Genomic DNA, 17,980 nt, shown 5'->3' with positions numbered 1-17,980 from the left:
GTCTCGGGACTCGGGAAAGGTGCGTGGTGACGTGAGGCTCACGATTCTGGGCGGTGGCGGCTTCCGCGTGCCGCTCGTGTACGGCGCGCTGCTGACCGACCGCGCCCCGGGCCGGGTCACCGAGGTCGTCCTGCACGACCTGGACGCCGGCCGGCTGCACGCGGTCTCCCGGGTCCTGGCCGAGCAGGCCGCCGAGAGCCCCGACGCGCCCCGGGTGAGCACCACCACGGACCTCGACGAGGCTCTGCGCGGCGCCGACTTCGTCTTCTCCGCGATCCGTGTCGGCGGCCTCGACGGCCGGGCGGACGACGAGCGGGTCGCGCTGGCCGAGGGCGTGCTCGGGCAGGAGACGGTCGGCGCGGGCGGCATCGCCTACGGGCTGCGCACCGTGCCCGTCGCCACCGACATCGCCCGCCGGGTGGCCCGCCTCGCCCCCGATGCCTGGGTGATCAACTTCACCAACCCGGCCGGTCTGGTCACCGAGGCGATGTCCCGGCACCTCGGCGACCGGGTCATCGGCATCTGCGACTCCCCGGTCGGCCTCGGCCGGCGCCTCGCCCGGGTCCTCGGCGCCGACCCGAAGGACGCCTTCGTGGACTACGTCGGCCTCAACCACCTCGGCTGGGTCCGCGGCCTGCGTGTCGCCGGACGCGACGAACTGCCCCGGCTGCTCGCCGATCCCGCGCTGCTCGGCTCCTTCGAGGAGGGCAGGCTGTTCGGCCCCGACTGGCTGAGCTCGCTCGGCGCGATCCCCAACGAGTACCTGCACTACTACTACTTCAACCGCGAGACCGTCCGCGCCTACCAGGAGGCCGAGGCGACCCGCGGCGCCTTCCTGCGCGACCAGCAGGCCCGCTTCTACGCCGAGGCCGGGCGCCCGGACGTCTCCGCGCTGGGCACCTGGGACCGCACCCGCGCCGAGCGCGAGGCGACGTACATGGCGGAGAACCGGGAGACCGCGGGCGCCGGCGAACGCGAGGAGGAGGACCTCTCCGGCGGCTACGAGAAGGTGGCCCTCGCCCTGATGCGCGCCATCGCCCGCGACGCCCGTACGACCCTCATCCTCAACGTCCGCAACCAGGGCACCCTGCCGGACCTGGACGCCGACGCGGTCATCGAGGTCCCCTGCCTGGTGGACGCCAACGGCGCCCACCCGCTGGCCACCGCCCCGCTGCCCGACCACGCCACCGGCCTGGTCTCCTCGGTCAAGGCGGTGGAACGCGAGGTCCTCGCCGCCGCCGAGTCCGGCTCCCGGGCCACCGCCCTCAAGGCGTTCGCCCTGCATCCCCTGGTCGACTCGGTGAACGTGGCGCGCCGGCTGACGGACGGCTACCTCGCGGTCCATCCGGGTCTCGCCTACCTCAAGTAGACCGGCTCAAGAGGCTCTTGAACGCCGCACCCAAGTATGTTCTTGTGGACCAGACAAACCGCTGATGGGAAGGGGGACACGGGGTGGAGCCGACGACCGGTCCCGGCCAGTTGCTGGCCATCAGCGATCTGCACATCTCCTACCCGGAGAACCGGGCGCTCGTGGAGCAGCTGCACCCGACGGGCGAGGAGGACTGGCTGATCGTCGCGGGCGACATCGCGGAGACGGTGGAGGACATCCGCTGGACCCTCGCCACCCTCGCGGCCCGCTTCCGCAAGGTCCTGTGGACACCGGGCAACCACGACCTGTGGACCCACCCGAAGGACCCCGTACAGCTGCGCGGCGTCGCCCGCTACGAGCATCTGGTCCAGGTCTGCCGCGAACTCGGCGTCCTCACCCCCGAGGACCCCTACCCGGTGTGGCAGGGCCCCGGCGGCCCGGTCGCCGTCGCCCCGCTGTTCCTCGGCTACGACTACAGCTTCCTGCCCGCCGGCTGCACCACCAAGGCCGAGGGCCTCGCCTACGCCGAGAGCACCGGCATCGTCTGCAACGACGAGTACCTGCTGCACCCCGACCCGTACCCGAGCCGCGAGGCATGGTGCCGCGAGCGGGTGGCACGGACCGAGGAGCGGCTCGCGGCGCTGCCCGCGGACCTGCCGACCGTGCTGGCCAACCACTACCCCCTGCACCGGCACCCCACCGAGGTGCTGTGGCACCCCGAGTTCGCCATGTGGTGCGGCACCGAGCTGACCGCCGACTGGCACCGCCGGTTCCGCGTCGCCACCATGGTCTACGGCCATCTGCACATCCCCCGCACCACCTGGCACGACGGAGTCCGCTTCACCGAGGTCTCCGTCGGCTACCCCCGTGAGTGGCGCAAGCGTTCGCAGAAGCCGGGCACGGCGCGCCGCATCCTGCCGATGGAGGAGAGGGAGGAGGTGGAAGCCGGTGATCGAGGAGCTGCTCCCGGAGTCGGTCGTGGCCGTGGAGGCACTTCGTGACGACCCGCTGTGGGACACCCCCCTCCACCCGGAGGAAGAGGTGCTCGTCGCGCGTGCCGTGGCCAAGCGGCGCCGCGAGTTCGCCGCCGTGCGCGGCTGCGCCCGGCGGGCCATGGAGAAGCTCGGCATCCCGCCCAGGCCCGTGGTCAGCGGTGAGCGGGGCGCCCCGCAGTGGCCGGCGGGCATCGTCGGCAGCATGACCCACTGCGACGGCTACTGCGCCGCCGCGCTGGTCCGCGCCACCGACCTCGTCTCGCTGGGCATCGACGCCGAACCGCACGGCCCGCTGCCCGACGGCGTCGGCCCCTCCGTCTTCCTGCCCGCCGAGACGGCACGCCTCGCGCGCCTCGCCGAGCAGCGGCCCGCCGTGCACTGGGACCGGATCCTGTTCAGCGCCAAGGAATCGGTGTACAAGGCGTGGTTCCCGCTCACCCGCAAGTGGCTGGACTTCTCCGAGGCCGACATCACCCTGTGCCCGTCCCCCGACGGCGCACCGCACGGCACCCTGCACGCCGAACTCCTGGTCCCCGGCCCCCTCGTCGGCGGCCGCCGCCTCCAGGTCCTCGACGGCCGCTGGGCCGCCCGGGACGCCCTGGTGACCACCACGGTCGTCATCCCGCACGCCACCTGACGAGGCACACACGCCACCTGACGGGGCCCGCACGCCACCCGGCGGGCCCGGGCGTCATCTGACGGCCGGGCGCCCGGCTGACGAGCACGGGCGCCCGACGATCAGCGCTACGGCGAGCACCGCTACGGCGGTCCCGCGTCCCCCGGACCGGCCCGCCGCCCCTTCAGCCGGCCGACGGGCACCACTCGCCCAGCATCCGGAAGAACTCCTCCTCATTGCCCGCGAGGCCCGCCCGCATCAGGGCCGTCTCCGCCTCGGCGAGCACGGACGGCGGCACCAGGGCGGGCGGCGCCCCCTCCGGTGGACCGTCGAAGGCGGCGCGCACCGTGTGCAGCAGCCGCAAGTAGGCCTGGACGGCGGTGCGCTCATGGTCGGTCAGTACGGCGGTGGGCATCGGTCGGCTCTCCCCGAGTAGGCGGCACGGTCACGCGCGCTGCGGCGCACGCACACCAGCTTGCCGCCCACCACTGACAATCGGGCGAAACCGCACCTCGGCCTGTGTCCCGGGTGCCGTCAGGCCTCCGGCCGCTTCACGCTCTCCAGGAGCATGTCCAGCCATTCCGCGACCTTGTCCCGGTGCTGGTCGGTCGGCAACTGCGCGGCCCGCCAGGCGATTCCGCGCACCCCGTGGTCCTGGAGCAGCCGTTCCAGCGGGTCTTCGGCGGGCCCGGCCGCGGCCCGCTCCCGGTCGGCCAGCTTCTGGAGCAGCTCCTGCTCGGTGCGCTGGAGCGCGCCCGCCAGCGCCTCCGGGTCCTCCGCTGTCAGAAACCCGGCGTGCACCCGGAAGAAGCGCTGCAACGCGTCGCAGTGCTCCATGGTGGGCCGCCGGTCGCCGTTGATCAGGGCACCGGCCTGCTGCCGGGACATGCCCGCGCCGTCGGCGATCTCCTGCTGGGTGTACTTGCGGCCGTTCGGCTTCAGCCGGGTGCGCCGCAGCAGCCCGAGGCGCTGCAGAAACCGCGCCTGGACATCGGGTTCGCCCGCCGGACGCCCGCTCAGCAGCGCCTTGACCACCGGCTCGGGCACCCCGCAGGCGACCGAGAGCCGCGCCATGTCGAAGACCTCGGCCTGGGTCACCCCGAGGCGCTCCGCGAGCGCGGTGACGCGGGCGACGACGGCCGGCAGCTGGGCGGTCGCCGCGGCGCCCGGATCCTCGTAGCCATCCGTCACCGACAGAACTCCTACGTCTCTCAAGCAAGGGCAACAGGTGCGTCCGTGCATCCCGCATGCTCGGTACCAGGACCGGCGGTCGCCGTGAACTTCCCGGAGATTAGCCCGTGCCGTGAACCCACATCCAGGTGTCGCCACAACTGTGGCGAATTTCAGCCGTCAACCGGCGTGGAATGCCACGATAGTTGACATCACTCCTCGCGGGGAAGCAGGATCGCATCGCCGCGTGAAGGCCGCAGAGGCAAGAGGGGTGACCTCCCGATGGCACATCAGGCAGGAGGGCAGCGGCCGGCGCCGCGGCCCGTCCCCGAGACCTCCGAGACCCAGTCGTACCTACAGGACTACGGCGTGCTGCTGGACGCCGTGCCCTTCCCGTCCCTGGTGGTGGACCACCGCTGGGACGTGGTGCTGGCCAATGACGCCTACGCCACGCTCTTCGGCGGGGCGCGCCCGCACCCCACGGCCATGCCCGGGGACAACTTCCTGCGGTTCGTGCTGTTCCACCCGGACGCCGGGCTCGTCCTCGGCGACCACGAGGCGGGCTGGTGCCTGCCGATGCTGGCCCAGTTCAAGGGCGCCATGGACGCCTACGGCCACGATCCCGAACTCCAGGCCATCCGCCGGGAGATCATGCAGGACCCGCTCATGGACGCCGCCTACCGGCAGGGCCTGCCGCACTGGATCCGGGCCGTCGGCGAGCGCGGCACCCGGCTCGACGGGGCCGTACGGCTGCTGCTGCACCCCGATCCGCGCCGGGGCCCCACCGAGTGCCGGATCGTGGACGAGACGCCCCAGGCGCTGCGCGAACTGGGCTGCCGGCGCCTGACGTTGGTCCCGCGCGACTCCCGGGGGCCCGCCGCGCCGGTCCGCCGTCCGCGCAGGCAGCGCGCCATGCCGGCGCATCTGACGGTCGTCCCGCCGCCCGAGGGCTGACACCCCGCGAGTCCCGTACTTTCACATCGGCGTCATCTCACCCTTCCCTGACGTTCGCCGGGCTTGGAACACTCGGCGCGGCACAGCACGGACGTCAGGACGAGAGGACCCACCCCCCATGACCGAAGTCAACCGTCGGCGCTTTCTCCAGATCGCGGGCGCCACGACGGCGTTCACGGCGCTGTCGAGCAGCATCCAGCGCGCCGCCGCCCTGCCAGCGAACCATCGCACCGGCTCGGTCCAGGACGTCGAGCACATCGTCGTACTGATGCAGGAGAACCGTTCTTTCGATCACTACTTCGGCTCGCTCAGGGGCGTGCGCGGTTTCGGCGACCCGCGCCCGGTGAGCCAGAACGGCCGCTCCGTCTGGCAGCAGTCGGACGGCACCCGGGACATCCTGCCCTTCCACCCGGACGCCGACGACCTCGGCCTCGCCTTCCTCCAGGACCTGCCGCACGGCTGGAACGACGGGCACACCGCGTTCAACGGCGGCAAGTACGACAAGTGGGTACCCGCCAAGTCCGCCACCACGATGGCGCACCTGACCCGCCGGGACATCCCCTTCCACTACGCCCTCGCGGACGCCTTCACCATCTGCGACGCCTACCACTGCTCGTTCATCGGCTCCACCGACCCCAACCGCTACTACATGTGGTCGGGTTACGTCGGCAACGACGGCAAAGGCGGCGGCCCGGTCCTCGGCAACGACGAGAAGGGCTACGGCTGGACGACGTACCCCGAGCGCCTGGAGCAGGCGGGCGTCTCCTGGAAGATCTACCAGGACATCGGCGACGGCCTGGACGCGAACGGCGGCTGGGGCTGGATCGACGACGCCTACCGGGGCAACTACGGCGACAACTCGCTGCTCTACTTCAACCAGTACCGCGACGCGAAGCCCGGCGACCCGCTGTACGACAAGGCCCGCACCGGCACGGACGCGAAGGCCGGCGAGGGCTTCTTCGACCGCTTGAGGGCCGACGTCAAGGCCGGGACGCTCCCGCAGGTCTCCTGGATCGCCGCCCCCGAGGCGTTCACCGAGCACCCGAACTGGCCCGCCAACTATGGCGCCTGGTACGTCTCCCAGGTCCTCGACGCGCTCACCTCCAACCCCGAGGTGTGGGCGAAGACGGCCCTGTTCCTGACCTACGACGAGAACGACGGCTTCTTCGACCACGTGGTGCCGCCCTTCCCGGCCGCCTCCGGGGCCCAGGGCAAGTCCACGGTCGACGCCTCGGCCGACCTGTACCCGGGCGGCGCCGGATACACGGCGGGACCGTACGGTCTCGGCCAGCGGGTGCCGATGCTGGTCGTCTCGCCCTGGAGCAAGGGCGGCTACGTCTGCTCCGAGACCTTCGACCACACCTCGATCATCCGCTTCATCGAGCAGCGCTTCGGGGTGCGCGAGCCGAACATCTCGCCCTGGCGCCGGGCCGTGTGCGGCGACCTCACCAGCGCCTTCGACTTCTCCCGCAAGGACACCAAGCCCGTCTCGCTGCCCTCGACGGCCGGCTACGCGCCGCCGGACCACGACCGGCACCCCGACTATGTGCCCAAGCCGCCCGCGAACCCCTCGCTGCCCCGGCAGGAGCGCGGCAGCCGCCCCACCCGCCCGCTGAAGTACGCGCCCGCCGTGGACGGCTCCGCGGACACCTCGGCCGGCACCTTCACCCTCACCTTCGCCTCGGGCGCGAAGGCGGGCGCCGTCTTCCTCGTCACCTCCGGCAACCGCGGCGACGGCCCCTGGACCTACACCACCGAGGCCGGCAAGACCCTGTCCGACACCTGGAACTCGGCCTACTCCGGCGGCTCCTACGACCTCGCCGTGCACGGCCCCAACGGCTTCCTGCGCGTCTTCAAGGGCGGCAACAAGACGGCGGGCCCCGAGGTGACCGCCCGGCACACCGGCGACCACGTCGAACTCACCCTCACCAACAAGGGCTCCGGCACGGCCCGGCTGAAGATAGCCGGCGGCTACGGCGGCGCCCCGGTCACCGTGTCCGTACGCCCCGGCGCGCGCGTCCGGCACACCGTGGACCTGACGCACAGCCACCTCTGGTACGACCTGACCGTGACCTCGGCGGACGACCCGGCCTTCCTGCGCGGCTTCGCCGGGCACGTGGAGAACGGGCGGCCCGGCGTCAGCGACCCGGCGCTCGCGACGGAGTGAACGGGCGATGAACACCGCTTCCGCCGGGCTGGTCAGGTACGGGTCGGAGCAGGGTAGTGTGCCCCGGTGACCACGCAATCAAACACCCCGGCAGGCTGGTACCCGGACCCGCACGGCGCGCCTCAGACGCTCCGTTACTGGGACGGCAGCCAGTGGACCGAGCACACGAACAACCAGGCCCAGCAGGCCCCGGCGGCCCAGCAGGCCATACCGCAGCAGCAGGCCCAGCAGCCCCACCAGGCCGCGCCGCAGCAGCAGTTCCCGCAGCAGCAGGCTCCCGACGCCCGGGTGCAGCGCCAGGTGCAGCAGCAGGCCGGTGTGGTGGCCGGCGGCCCCGGCGGCGGCACCCTGTTCACCGAGCCGGTGCTGGTGGTGAACCAGAAGGCCAAGCTGATCGAGCTGACCAACGAGTACAAGGTCATGGATCAGAACGGCCGCGAGCTCGGCTCGGTCACCGAGGTCGGGCAGGGCGCGCTGCGCAAGATCCTGCGCTTCGTCTCCAGCTGGGACCAGTTCCTCACCCACAAGCTGGAGATCCGCGACGCCTACGGCCAGCCGCAGCTGCTGCTGACCCGGCCCGCGAAGATCTTCAAGTCCCGGGTGATCGTGTCCCGCCCGGACGGCTCGCCGGTCGGTGAGATCGTCCAGCAGAACATGATCGGCAAGATCAACTTCGCGATGAACGTGAACGGCCAGCAGGTCGGCGCGATCAAGGCGGAGAACTGGCGGGCGTGGAACTTCGCGATCGTCGACCACGCGGACAACGAGGTGGCCCGGATCACCAAGACCTGGGAAGGCCTCGCCAAGACGCTGTTCACCTCGGCGGACAACTACGTCCTCCAGATCCACTACCAGCTGCCCGAGCCGCTGCTGAGCCTGGTGGTCGCGACGGCCCTGACCGTCGACACCGCGCTCAAGCAGGACTCGCGGGGCTGGAACTGACCGCCTCCCGTACGGGGGCACGCACCACAGAGCAGACAGCACGGCAGAACACCGAGTACGGCAACGGCGGTCGGCGCACGCGGGAACGCGCGCACCGACCGCCGACGTCTGCGGGCAGCGCGGTCACAGCGCCGTGAGATGCCCCGGCTGTTCGGGTCGTCCGGGCTGCTCCGGCAGCTGGGACCGCAGGGCGGGTTCGGCCGCCGCCGTCTCCGCGCGCAGGGCGAGCACCGCGGCCACCGGATGGTCGTGCGGCTCCACGCCGTCCGCCGTCTGCCTGGTGACCCGGGTGAGCAGCACCACACCCCGGGCGGCCAGCGCCGCCCCGGCGAGCGCCAGCAGCACCCCGCCCGCGCCACCGGTGAGCCCCTGCCCGAGCAGGGTGAGCCCGATCAGCGCGGCGGCCATCGGGTTGGCCAGGGTGACGACCGCCAGCGGGGCGCCGAGGCCGCCGCGATAGGCCGTCTGCGAGAGCAGCAGCCCGCCGACGGCGAACCCCGCGACCAGCGTCGCGACCACGATCACCTTGGTGCTCAGCACCGGGCCCGAGCGGTCGGTGGCGGCCACGGTCACGGTCTGGGTGAGCGCGGAGGCGACGCCCGAGGCGAACCCGGACGCGGTCGCGTGCCGCAGCCCCGGCCGGGTGCCGGGCCAGGACAGGGCGCCGACCAGCGCGGCCGTCGTACCGGCCACCGCGACCGCCTCCGGCAGGCTGAGCACCCGGGAGGGCGCCGGGCCCGACGCGGTGACCAGCACCGCGCCGAGGCCGAGCAGGGTGAGCGCCGTACCGCGCCACTCCACCGCGCTGACCCGCCGCCCGGCCGCCCGCGCGCCCAGCGGCACGGCCGCCACCAGGGTCAGCGCGCCGAGCGGCTGTACGACGGTCAGCGGACCGTACTTGAGGGCCGCGACATGCAGCAGCGCGGCCGCCGCGTTCAGGCCGACCGCCGACCACCAGGCGCCCGTGCCCAGCAGCCGCAGCAGCCCGGCCCCGTCGTCGCGGGCGGCGAGGCGCTCCTGGGCGACGGCGGCGAGCGCGTAGGCCACGGCCGAGACCAGGGACAGCGCGACGGCGACCAGTTCGGCGGCGTTCACCGGGCCGCTCCCGCCAGGACCCGCTGGCGCGGGACGATCCGGCCGGTGCCGCGGCCCGCCGCGGTGGTGGTGCGGTGCGGGGGCCGGAGCAGCGCGAGGGCGACGCCCAGCATGGCGGTCGCGGCGAGCGCGTCCAGCCAGTAGTGGTTGGCGGTGCCCACGATCACCAGCAGGGTGAGCAGCGGGTGCAGCAGCCACAGCCAGCGCCAGCGGGAGCGGGTGGCCGTGATCAGGCCGATCGCCACCATCAGCGCCCAGCCGAAGTGCAGCGAGGGCATCGCGGCGAACTGGTTGGAGAGATGGTCGTGGGCCGGTGGGCCGTACACGGAGGGGCCGTAGATCCGGGCGGTGTCCACCAGACCGGTTCCGGCCAGCATCCGCGGTGGGGCCAGCGGGAAGGTGAAGGGCAGCACCAGGGCGGCCGCGGTGACCACGGCGAGGACCCGGCGGGCCCAGACGTAGTGTGCGGGGCGCCGGAGGTAGAGCCAGACCAGGAAGGCGAGCGTGGCCGGGAAGTGCACCGTGGCGTAGTAGGTGTTGGCCACATGGACGAGGGTGTCGCTGTGCAGCAGCGCCGACTGGACGGCGGTCTCGTGCGGCAGGTGCAGGGACCGTTCGAGGTCCCAGACGCGATGGGCGTTGTGGAAGGCGCGCAGGGTGTGGCCGGTGGCCAGCTGCCGGCCGAGCTTGTAGACGAGGAAGAGCCCCGCGACGAGCAGCAACTCGCGTATGAGCCCCGGACGCGCGGCGGCGTCCGGGTCCGTTTCTGCCTCGGCAGGCTCGGTGAGCGCAGTCATCCCCCGGCCCCTTCGCTGACGATCGTGTGTGGCGGTGCTTCGGTACGGTGCGGCAACGCTTTGGTACGTGTCCGTACCGATACGTTGGTGTACCGATACGGCAGTGTACCGATACGATGGAGTACCGGTACACTCGTGTATCGATTGAAGTGCGACACACTGGAAACTGGGCCCGGGGGCGCCCGAGCCCATGAGCGAGGGGAAACACCACATGACGTCGCAGGCCGCGGAGGGACCGGAGACGGTCGTCGCCTCGCGCCGCTCCAAGATCACGCCGGAGCGTGAGCGGGAGTTCTTCGACGCCGTGCTGGAACAGATCCGCGAGTGCGGCTACGAGTCCGTGACCATGGAGGGCGTCGCCTCCACCACCCGGTGCAGCAAGTCCACGCTCTACCGGCAGTGGAAGAACAAACCCCAGTTCGTGGCCGCCGCGCTGCGGGCCCGGGGGCGGGTGCGCTTCGCCGGCATCGACACCGGATCGCTCGCCGAGGACCTGCGCCGGGCCGCGCGGGCCGCGGGCGACTGGTCCGGCAAGGACACCAAGCTGCTCCAGGCGCTCGGATCCGCGGTGACCCAGGACGAGGAGCTGGCCCAGGCGCTGCGCGAGGCGCTGGTGCACCCCGAGATCGCCGCGCTCCAGGAGATCCTCGACCGGGGTGTGGCGCGCGGCGAGATCCCCGCGGGCCATCCCGCGCTGGAGTTCATCCCCGCCATGATGTTCGGCGTGCTGCGCGTACGGCCCGTGCTCAGCGGCCAGTACGCCGACGCCGACTATCTGCTCCGGTTCGTGGAGGCCACCGTGCTGCCCGCGCTCGCACTGACCTAGGACCCAGACCGCCGTTCACGGGATGACTGAACGGCGGTCTGCCCGCGCCGCACCGTGGGGACGGGGGCGGCGCGCACCCCCGGCCGGGCGGGGTTCCCCTTGAGCGGAGGGGAACCCCACCCGGCCGGACTCTTCGGCCCCGGTCAGACGTTCTGGCCGTCCCCGCCGCCGGAGGAGACCTTGATCCCCTTCAGGATCTCGTCGATGACCGACGTGTCCTGCCCGACGTCGATGCCGAAGCGCACGACCACCATCTGCCGGGCGTCGTTCGGGGAGGGGAAGGCGACCGACTCGACCAGGCCGTCGGCGCCCTTGCTGGTGACCGCCTTCCAGCGCACCAGATAGCCCTTCTGCCCGGCCACCGTCACCGCCTCCGCGGCCAGCTGCTGGTGCGAGGTGATGCTGCCGTAGGTGCTGCCGCCGTACGACTCCTTCGCGTTCGCCGCGATGTCCGCCTTCGCGACCTGCTCCGCGGTGTCGCCGTCGGTGCCCAGTGCCACGGCGGGCGCGGTGTAGGCGCCGCCCGCGGTGCAGGTCTGGGAGCTGTTGCCGGGGCACTTGTAGGAGTTGTCCGAGGTGACCTGCGCGCCGACGCTGATCGCCTGCCCGGTCCAGCCCTTCGGCACGGGCAGGCTGACACCGTCGATCGAGTCCGGCACGGTCCCGCCGCCCTTGATCTTGGGCGAGGGCGAAGGCGACTGACCGCCGGAGCCGCCGGAGCCGTCCGAGCCGCCCGAGCCGTCCGAACCACCCGGACCGCCGGAGCCGCCCAGGCCGCCGGAGCCGCCCGGACCGCCCTGCCCGCCGGAGGCACCACCGGAGCCGTCGGACCCACCGGCGCCGCCCGGGCCGCCGAACCCGCCGCCGTCCTGCCCGCCGCTCGCGCCCTGCCGCACCCCGGCGCGGTCGTTGCTCCCGCCGTTGTCGTCGGTGAGCGCGTAGACGCCGATCCCGATGCAGGCCAGCACCGCGACCGCCGCGGCGACGGCTATGCCGGTCCGCAGCCCGCTGCGCGAGGGCGGCGGGGGCGACGCGGGATAGGAGGGGTAGCCGGTGTACGCCGGGTAGCCGGGCTGCCCGGGCGGGGGCTGGTGGCCGGGGTGGGCGCCGTAGCCGGGCGGCACCTGACCGGCGGGCGGCGCCTGGCCGATGGACGGCAGGGGAGTGGTCCCCGCCGCGGGACCGGCGAGGGGGGTCTGGCCGACGGGCGGCACGGAAGACGCCTGCGCCTCCGGGCCGGCCTGCGCTCCGGTGCCGGTGGCTGCCGCCGAGTCGGCTTGCGCCCCGATGCCGGTGGCTGCCGACGGGTCGGCCTGCGCCGCCGGGTCGTTCTCCGGTGTCCGGCCGTCGTCCGACGCCCGGCCCGTCTCCGCGCCACTCGTCTCCGGCCGCCCCGTCTCCGGCTGATCCGCCGGAGCCACCTGTGCCGGGGGACCCCACGGCGCGGCCGTCCCGGCGGGGCGGACCCGGTCGGTCCAGGCCGTGCCGTCCCACCAGCGCTCGGTGGGTGGGCCGTCATGCGTCTGCCCGGGGTCGGGGTACCACCCGGGAGGAGTCACCTGCGTCATGGCCCCACCGTAAGAGGCAACCGTGAAAGTGCGATGAGAGGATCTGCCGCCAATCCCGCCGACCCGGGACAAATCACCTCTCGATTTCTTCGGCTTCTTCGGCCGGCGCCGTCCGGCTCCCCGCCCCGCCCTCGATCACCAGCCGCACCGGCGCGCGCCTCGCGGCCACCGGCATCCGGAATCCGTCCCGCCCCGGCGTCACCGACCCCAGTACGCTCGGCCGCCGCGCCCCCGTGCTGCGCGGATCGGTGCCCGCGAGGCCGTGCACGGTGAGGAAGCCGAGCACGGCGAAGGCGTACGCCTCCTTCGCTGCGGCGGGCAGCCCGAGTTCGTCCGAGGAACGCAGCGCAATCCCGTCGAGCAGTTCCCGGAGCAGACGCACCAGCACCGGATTGCGCACGCCCCCGCCGGACGCGATCACCTCGCTCGCGCCGACGGACCGCACCGCGTCCGCGACCGTCCGCGCGGTCAGCAGGGCGAGCGTGGCCAGCACATCCTCCGGGCGGCCCCCGTCGAAGGCACCGGCGGACCGCAGATATCCGGCGTGGAACAGCTCCTTGCCGGTGGTGCGCGGCGCGGGCAGAGCGTAGTACGGCTCCGCCAGCAGCCGTTCCAGCAGCCGCGGGTCGGGGCGGCCGCGGGCGGCGAGCGCCCCGTCCGCGTCGTAGGCCAGCCGCCCGCCGCTGAACTCCCGCGCCGCCGCGTCCAGCAGCGCACAGCCAGGACCGGTGTCGAAGGCGGTGCCGTCCGGTGCGGTCAGATTGGCGATGCCGCCGATGTTCAGCGCCACCGGGCGGCCCGGCCTGCCCCGCAGCCACAGCAGGTCGAACAGGCTGACCAGAGGCGCGCCCTGGCCGCCCGCCGCGACGTCCCGGGCCCGGAAGTCGGCGACCACGGGCAGCCCGGTCGCCTCCGCGATCCACGCGGGCTGCCCGAGCTGCAAGGTGCCGCGCACCCGCCCGTCGGCCACCCAGTGGTAGACCGTCTGCCCGTGCGAGGCCACCAACTCCGCCCGCCCGCCGCACAGTTCCCGGTCCGCCCGCACCGCCGCCGCCGCGAACGCCCGCCCGATCCCGGTGTCCAGGCGGCACACCGTCTCGAAGCCGCTCTCCGCGGGCGGCATCGCCTTCGCGAGCGCCGCGCGCAACGGTTCCTCGTACGGCGCACCGACCATCCCGAGGGGCCGCAGCACCAAGGTGTCGCCGTCCAGCCGCAGATCGCCGGCCGCCGCGTCCACGGCGTCGTACGACGTCCCGGACATCAGCCCGATCACTCGCACCGCTTCCTCCAACTCGCTTCCGGTGCCGCTTCTTCCGTTGGCCTACAACGCCAACTCCCCTCCTGTGGCGCCCTCTTCAGCAGGGCCGCCGCGCTCACCGCGCACGCGGCCGCCGCGTAGTACCCGGGTACGTCCGGATTCCCGGTCCTGCGCACCGCCTCCGTGATGATCAGGCCCGCGCAGCCGGAGAAGACCGCGTTGGACAGGGCGTAGGCGAGGCCGAGGCCGGTCCAGCGGATGTGGGAGGGGAACATCTCGGCGAGCAGGGCAGGCCCCGGGCCCGCCATCAGACCCACCACCGCGCCGGCGCCGGCCAGCGCGAGGGCCTTCGCAAGTGTCGAAGCGCCGGGATCCCGGAGCAGATCGAGCACCGGCAGCGCGGTCGCCACCACCAGCACCGCGCCCGCGAGCAGCACCGGCCGCCGCCCCACCCGGTCGCTGAGCACCCCGGCGGGCAGGATCGCCGCGGCGAACCCGGCGTTGGCCACCGCCGCGGCCAGCAGCGCCTGCGCGAAACCCGTGTGCAGCGCGGCCTGGAGGTACGAGGGGAGCACCACCAGGAAGGTGTAACCGGCCGCCGCCCAGCCCGTCACCCGCGCCGCCGCGAGCACGAGCGCCCCCCAACCGAGCTTTGCCTCGGGGGCGTTGGCCCGCTCCAGGAACTCCGGAGTCTCCGTGAGGCCGCTGCGCAGCCACAGCGCCAGCAGGCCCAGCGGCACGGCCAGCAGGAACGGCAGCCGCCATCCCCACGCGGACAGCCGCTCCGCGCCCAGCACCGCCGCCGTCAGCGCCGTGACCCCGGCGCCGCCCAGCAGCCCCAGCGCCACCGTGAAGGACTGCCAGGCCCCGTACAGCCCCCGCCGCCCGGGCGGGGCGAACTCCGTCAGCACCGCCACCGCGCCGCCGAACTCCCCGCCCGCCGCGAGGCCTTGGACGATCCGCAGCAGCGTGAGCAGCCAGGGCGCGAGGGCCCCGACCGCGCCGTACGTCGGCAGCGTCCCGATCAGCGCCGTCGCGCCCGACATCAGCGCCACCACCCCGATCAGCACCGGCCGCCGCCCGTACCGGTCGCCCAGCCTGCCGAACAGCACCGCGCCCAGCGGCCGGAAGAAGAACGCGAGCGCGAAGGAGGCGTACGTCCGCACCAGCCCCTCCACCGCGCCGCCGCCCGCCGGGGTGAAGAAGCGCTCGGCGAGCACGGTCGCGAGGAAGCCGTAGACCGCGAACTCATACCACTCCACGAAGTTCCCGACCGACCCCGCCGCCACCGCCCGCACCCCGGGGCCCCGGCCCGCCGTACGCGCCCGCGCAACCCGCCTCGTCCCGCTCACCGCTGACGCTCCGTCCGCCGACGACACCGCTGATCGGGGCGGCCCCGCGTCGCCCGGCCGCCCGAACTTTCACCCGGCTGTGCAAGAGCTGCCCCGACCGGCCACCACATATCCCACCGGACGGCTACGCTCGGGGTCTGTACGTCATTCGGGCGACCTTGGGGAGGTAACGGGATGACGGAGGGACGGCCGGCGGCGGCCGCTTCGGCTCCCCTGTGGGAGCGGGACGCGGAGATCGACACCGTCGCGCGGGCCATCGAGGAACTGCGCGCCGACGAGTCCTCCGCGGGCGGCCTGCTGGTCTTCCGCGGCGAGGCGGGCCTCGGCAAGACCGCGCTGCTGACCGAGACCCGCCGGATGGCCGAACGCCGGGGCTGCACCGTGTGGTACACACGCGGCGCCGAGACCCTGCGGTCCGTGCCCTTCAACGTGGTACGGCAGCTGCTCCAGCCCGCGCTGCTGTCGCTGCTGCCCGAGGAGGCCCGCGAGTACCTCGGCGACTGGTACGACATCGCCGGTCCCGCCCTCGGCATAGCCGAACCGCAGGAGGAGAGCGCCGACCCGCAGTACGTGTGCGACGGCCTCGTGGCCGCCGTCCGCCGGCTCGCCCGCCGCGAATGGCCGCTGGTGCTGCTGATCGACGACGCGCACTGGGCCGACCAGGAGACCCTGCGCTGGCTCGCCGCCTTCGCCGAACGCCTGCACGACCTGTCCGTCCTGGTCGTGGTCGCCCGCAGGCCGGGCGACGTCAGCGGGGAGAGCGCCCGGCACCTCGACGCGGTCGCCGAGGCCGCGGGCCGCCCCGTCAACAACCTGCGCGAGCTGACCCCCGGCGCGGCGGCCGGACTCACCCGCGCCACCCTCGGCCGGCACGCCGACGACGCGTTCTGCCGCGAGGTCTGGGCCGTCACCGCGGGCAATCCGTACGACGCCGTCGAGCTCCTCGCCAAGGTGCAGGAGAGCGAACTGTCGCCGGTGGAGGCCCGCGCCGGGGAACTGCGCGCCCTCAACCGCGCGGCCCGCGGCGGCGGACTCGTCGACCGGATCAAGGAACTCGGCCTCCAGGCCACCCAGTTCGCCTGGGCCGCCGCCGTCCTCGGCACCGGCATCACCCTGGAGTCGGTCGCCCGCCTCGCCACCATGGACGAGGACACCGCCCGGCACTGCGCCGGTCTGCTGCGCACCGCCCGCATCCTCACCACACCCGAGCCCGCGGCCAGTGAACACCGGGGCGGCGAGCTGGAGTTCGTGCACCCGCTGATCGCCTCCGCCGTCTACAACTCCATCCCGCCGGGCGTGTGCACCGCCATGCACGGCGTGGCCGCCGAGATCGTCACCGAGCTGGGCCGGGGCGCCGCCGAAGCGGCCCGGCACCTCCTCGAAGTCCATCCGGAGGCCGACGAGCGACTGGTCGAGCGGCTGCGCGAGGCCGCCCGCGAACACCTCGCCGTCGGCGCGCCCGACGCGGCCCGCGTCTGCCTCGAACGCGCCCTGGAGGAGCCGCCCCGCCCCGACATCCACGCCCATGTCCTGTACGAACTGGGCTGCGCCACGCTGCTGACCGCGCCCGCCGTCACCATCAGCCAGCTGCGCAGCGCCCTCGGCATGCGCGGCCTCGACGGCGGCGAACGCGTCGACGCCGTGGTCCGCCTCTCCCAGGCCCTGCTCCACAACGACCAGCTGGAGGAGGCCGTCCGCACCATCGAGGCCGAGGCCGCCCGGCACGAACCGGGGCCCGTGCGGATGCGGTTGCAGGCGTTCCAGTACATGTGGGAGGGCATCCACGGCGAGACCGTCGCCCCGGCCCGCTCCCACCGCCTCGCCGAACTCGCCGCCACCTGCACCGGTCGCGACAACACCGAACGCGCGCTGCTGATCCTGCGCGGCTTCGACGCCATGACGCACGGCGAGAGCGCCGCCGAGATCGTCGAACTCTGCGACCGGGCCCTCGTCAACGGGCGGCTCGCGCCCGGCCTCGGCTGGACCGACCGCGAGTGGGGCATCGAACTGCTGATGATGCTCGGCAGCGCCTACGTCTACACCGACCGGCTCGACCGCGCCGAGAGCCTGTTCGCCGAGGCCCTGCGCGTGTACACCGGCGCCGGGTGGCACGGCGGCCATCTCTCCCTGGCCAACGCCTACCTGGGCCTGGCCTACCGTCGGCAGGGCCGCCTGCGGGACGCGGAGACCAATCTGCGCGAAGCCCTCGTCCTCGCCGAACGGGTGGGCCGACGCCTGCCGTTGCACTGGTCCGCCACCTGCGGTCTGGTCGACACCCTGCTCGCCCGCGGCCGCGTCGACGAAGCCTGGTCGGTCGCCGAGCAGTACGGCTTCGCCCCGCCGTACCCGTCCACCATCGTGCTGCCCGATGTCCGCTCGGTGCGCGGCCGGCTGCTGCTCGCCGTCGGCCGTACGGAAGAGGGTGTCAACGAGCTGGAGGCCGCCGAGAAGACCGCCGTCTCCCGGGGCGGCCACAACCCGGTCCTCGCACCCTGGTCGGTCGACCTCGCCCGGGCCCTCGCGGTCCAGGACCCGGCCCGCAGCAAGCGGCTCGCCGCCGACGCCCGGCGGCACGCCGAGCGCTTCGGCACGGACACCGCCATCGGCGAGGCCCTGCGCTGTGCCGCCGCGCTCGAGACCGGCGCCCGCGCACTCCAGCTCGCGGGCCGCGCCGTCACCTATCTGGAGGCCTCGCCCTCCCAGTACGAACACGCGGCCGCCCGCATCGAGTACGGCATCCTCGCCCGCTCCGCCGCCGACCTCGACCGGGGTCTGGACCTGGCCCGCTCCTGCGGGGCGGACGGCCTGGTCGCACAGGCGAGGGCGGCGCTCGACGAGGGAGGAGCACGGTAACCCTCCCGCGCCGCAGGG

General features: G+C 73.6%; 15 protein-coding genes. 8 read left to right on the top strand and 7 right to left on the bottom strand.

Annotated features, from left to right (window positions below; translation table 11 throughout):
- The first annotated feature begins 31 nt into the window (after positions 1-31).
- The 3 genes from AB0N90_RS25065 to AB0N90_RS25055 all read left to right on the top strand — a co-directional run bounded on the left by AB0N90_RS25065 (position 32) and on the right by AB0N90_RS25055 (position 3,001).
- A complete protein-coding gene (locus tag AB0N90_RS25065; protein ID WP_365200140.1) occupies positions 32-1,369 on the top strand; it encodes a 6-phospho-beta-glucosidase in 1,338 nt (445 codons plus the stop codon).
- An 83-nt stretch (positions 1,370-1,452) separates the two neighbouring features.
- Positions 1,453-2,370: a metallophosphoesterase gene (locus AB0N90_RS25060; RefSeq protein WP_365200139.1), complete on the top strand. Its 918-nt coding sequence runs from the start codon at positions 1,453-1,455 to the stop codon at positions 2,368-2,370.
- Complete coding sequence (locus AB0N90_RS25055) at positions 2,318-3,001, top strand: 4'-phosphopantetheinyl transferase superfamily protein (protein WP_365200136.1); 684 nt, start codon at positions 2,318-2,320, stop codon at positions 2,999-3,001. The genes AB0N90_RS25060 and AB0N90_RS25055 overlap by 53 nt, the downstream gene beginning before the upstream one ends.
- A gap of 163 nt (positions 3,002-3,164) precedes the next feature.
- Here the strand turns inward: AB0N90_RS25055 and AB0N90_RS25050 are convergent, their stop codons facing one another.
- Together AB0N90_RS25050 and AB0N90_RS25045 are read right to left on the bottom strand one after the other, a co-directional pair.
- Positions 3,165-3,395 carry a hypothetical protein gene (locus AB0N90_RS25050; protein WP_365200135.1) on the bottom strand — a complete coding sequence of 77 codons (231 nt, stop codon included), beginning with the start codon at positions 3,393-3,395 and terminating at the stop codon, positions 3,165-3,167.
- 119 nt (positions 3,396-3,514) lie between these two features.
- A complete protein-coding gene (locus tag AB0N90_RS25045) occupies positions 3,515-4,171 on the bottom strand; it encodes a helix-turn-helix transcriptional regulator (protein WP_361675648.1) in 657 nt (218 codons plus the stop codon).
- Between the two features lie 261 nt (positions 4,172-4,432).
- On the opposite strand from AB0N90_RS25045, the gene AB0N90_RS25040 reads away from it, so the two are divergent.
- From AB0N90_RS25040 to AB0N90_RS25030, 3 genes are all read left to right on the top strand, one after another.
- Positions 4,433-5,104, top strand: coding sequence for a hypothetical protein (locus AB0N90_RS25040; protein WP_361675651.1), 672 nt, complete (start codon positions 4,433-4,435; stop codon positions 5,102-5,104).
- Between the two features lie 118 nt (positions 5,105-5,222).
- Positions 5,223-7,271 carry a phosphocholine-specific phospholipase C gene (locus AB0N90_RS25035; RefSeq protein ID WP_365200132.1) on the top strand — a complete coding sequence of 683 codons (2,049 nt, stop codon included), beginning with the start codon at positions 5,223-5,225 and terminating at the stop codon, positions 7,269-7,271.
- A 66-nt stretch (positions 7,272-7,337) separates the two neighbouring features.
- Positions 7,338-8,213: a phospholipid scramblase-related protein gene (locus tag AB0N90_RS25030; RefSeq protein WP_365200130.1), complete on the top strand. Its 876-nt coding sequence runs from the start codon at positions 7,338-7,340 to the stop codon at positions 8,211-8,213.
- A gap of 123 nt (positions 8,214-8,336) precedes the next feature.
- Here AB0N90_RS25030 and AB0N90_RS25025 read toward each other — a convergent pair whose 3' ends face one another.
- Both AB0N90_RS25025 and AB0N90_RS25020 read right to left on the bottom strand, forming a co-directional pair.
- A complete protein-coding gene (locus tag AB0N90_RS25025) occupies positions 8,337-9,308 on the bottom strand; it encodes a hypothetical protein (RefSeq protein ID WP_365200127.1) in 972 nt (323 codons plus the stop codon).
- On the bottom strand, positions 9,305-10,105 hold the full coding sequence (locus tag AB0N90_RS25020) for a phosphatase PAP2 family protein (RefSeq protein WP_365200125.1): 801 nt from the start codon (positions 10,103-10,105) through the stop codon (positions 9,305-9,307). Before AB0N90_RS25020 ends, AB0N90_RS25025 begins: the two co-directional genes overlap by 4 nt.
- A 211-nt stretch (positions 10,106-10,316) precedes the next feature.
- Between AB0N90_RS25020 and AB0N90_RS25015 the strand changes: the two genes are divergently transcribed.
- Positions 10,317-10,931 carry a TetR/AcrR family transcriptional regulator C-terminal ligand-binding domain-containing protein gene (locus AB0N90_RS25015; protein ID WP_361675665.1) on the top strand — a complete coding sequence of 205 codons (615 nt, stop codon included), beginning with the start codon at positions 10,317-10,319 and terminating at the stop codon, positions 10,929-10,931.
- A gap of 143 nt (positions 10,932-11,074) precedes the next feature.
- On the opposite strand, the gene AB0N90_RS25010 is transcribed toward AB0N90_RS25015, so the two are convergent.
- The 3 genes from AB0N90_RS25010 to AB0N90_RS25000 all read right to left on the bottom strand — a co-directional run bounded on the left by AB0N90_RS25010 (position 11,075) and on the right by AB0N90_RS25000 (position 15,109).
- On the bottom strand, positions 11,075-12,499 hold the full coding sequence (locus tag AB0N90_RS25010) for a DUF2510 domain-containing protein (RefSeq protein WP_365200123.1): 1,425 nt from the start codon (positions 12,497-12,499) through the stop codon (positions 11,075-11,077).
- 73 nt (positions 12,500-12,572) lie between these two features.
- A complete protein-coding gene (locus AB0N90_RS25005) occupies positions 12,573-13,778 on the bottom strand; it encodes an anhydro-N-acetylmuramic acid kinase (RefSeq protein WP_365200120.1) in 1,206 nt (401 codons plus the stop codon).
- Positions 13,769-15,109, bottom strand: coding sequence for an MFS transporter (locus AB0N90_RS25000; protein WP_365200118.1), 1,341 nt, complete (start codon positions 15,107-15,109; stop codon positions 13,769-13,771). The genes AB0N90_RS25005 and AB0N90_RS25000 overlap by 10 nt, the downstream gene beginning before the upstream one ends.
- A 174-nt stretch (positions 15,110-15,283) precedes the next feature.
- Between AB0N90_RS25000 and AB0N90_RS24995 the strand changes: the two genes are divergently transcribed.
- Entirely contained in the window at positions 15,284-17,962 is a 2,679-nt protein-coding gene (locus AB0N90_RS24995; protein WP_365200115.1) for an AAA family ATPase, read from the top strand.
- Positions 17,963-17,980: the final 18 nt, after the last annotated feature.

Origin of the sequence: Streptomyces sp. NPDC093018, from assembly GCF_040684035.1 — a bacterium.
Lineage (GTDB): Bacteria > Actinomycetota > Actinomycetes > Streptomycetales > Streptomycetaceae > Streptomyces > Streptomyces murinus.
Note: the sequence above shows the minus strand (reverse complement) of the source record. Positions and strands in the feature narration are given on the sequence as shown.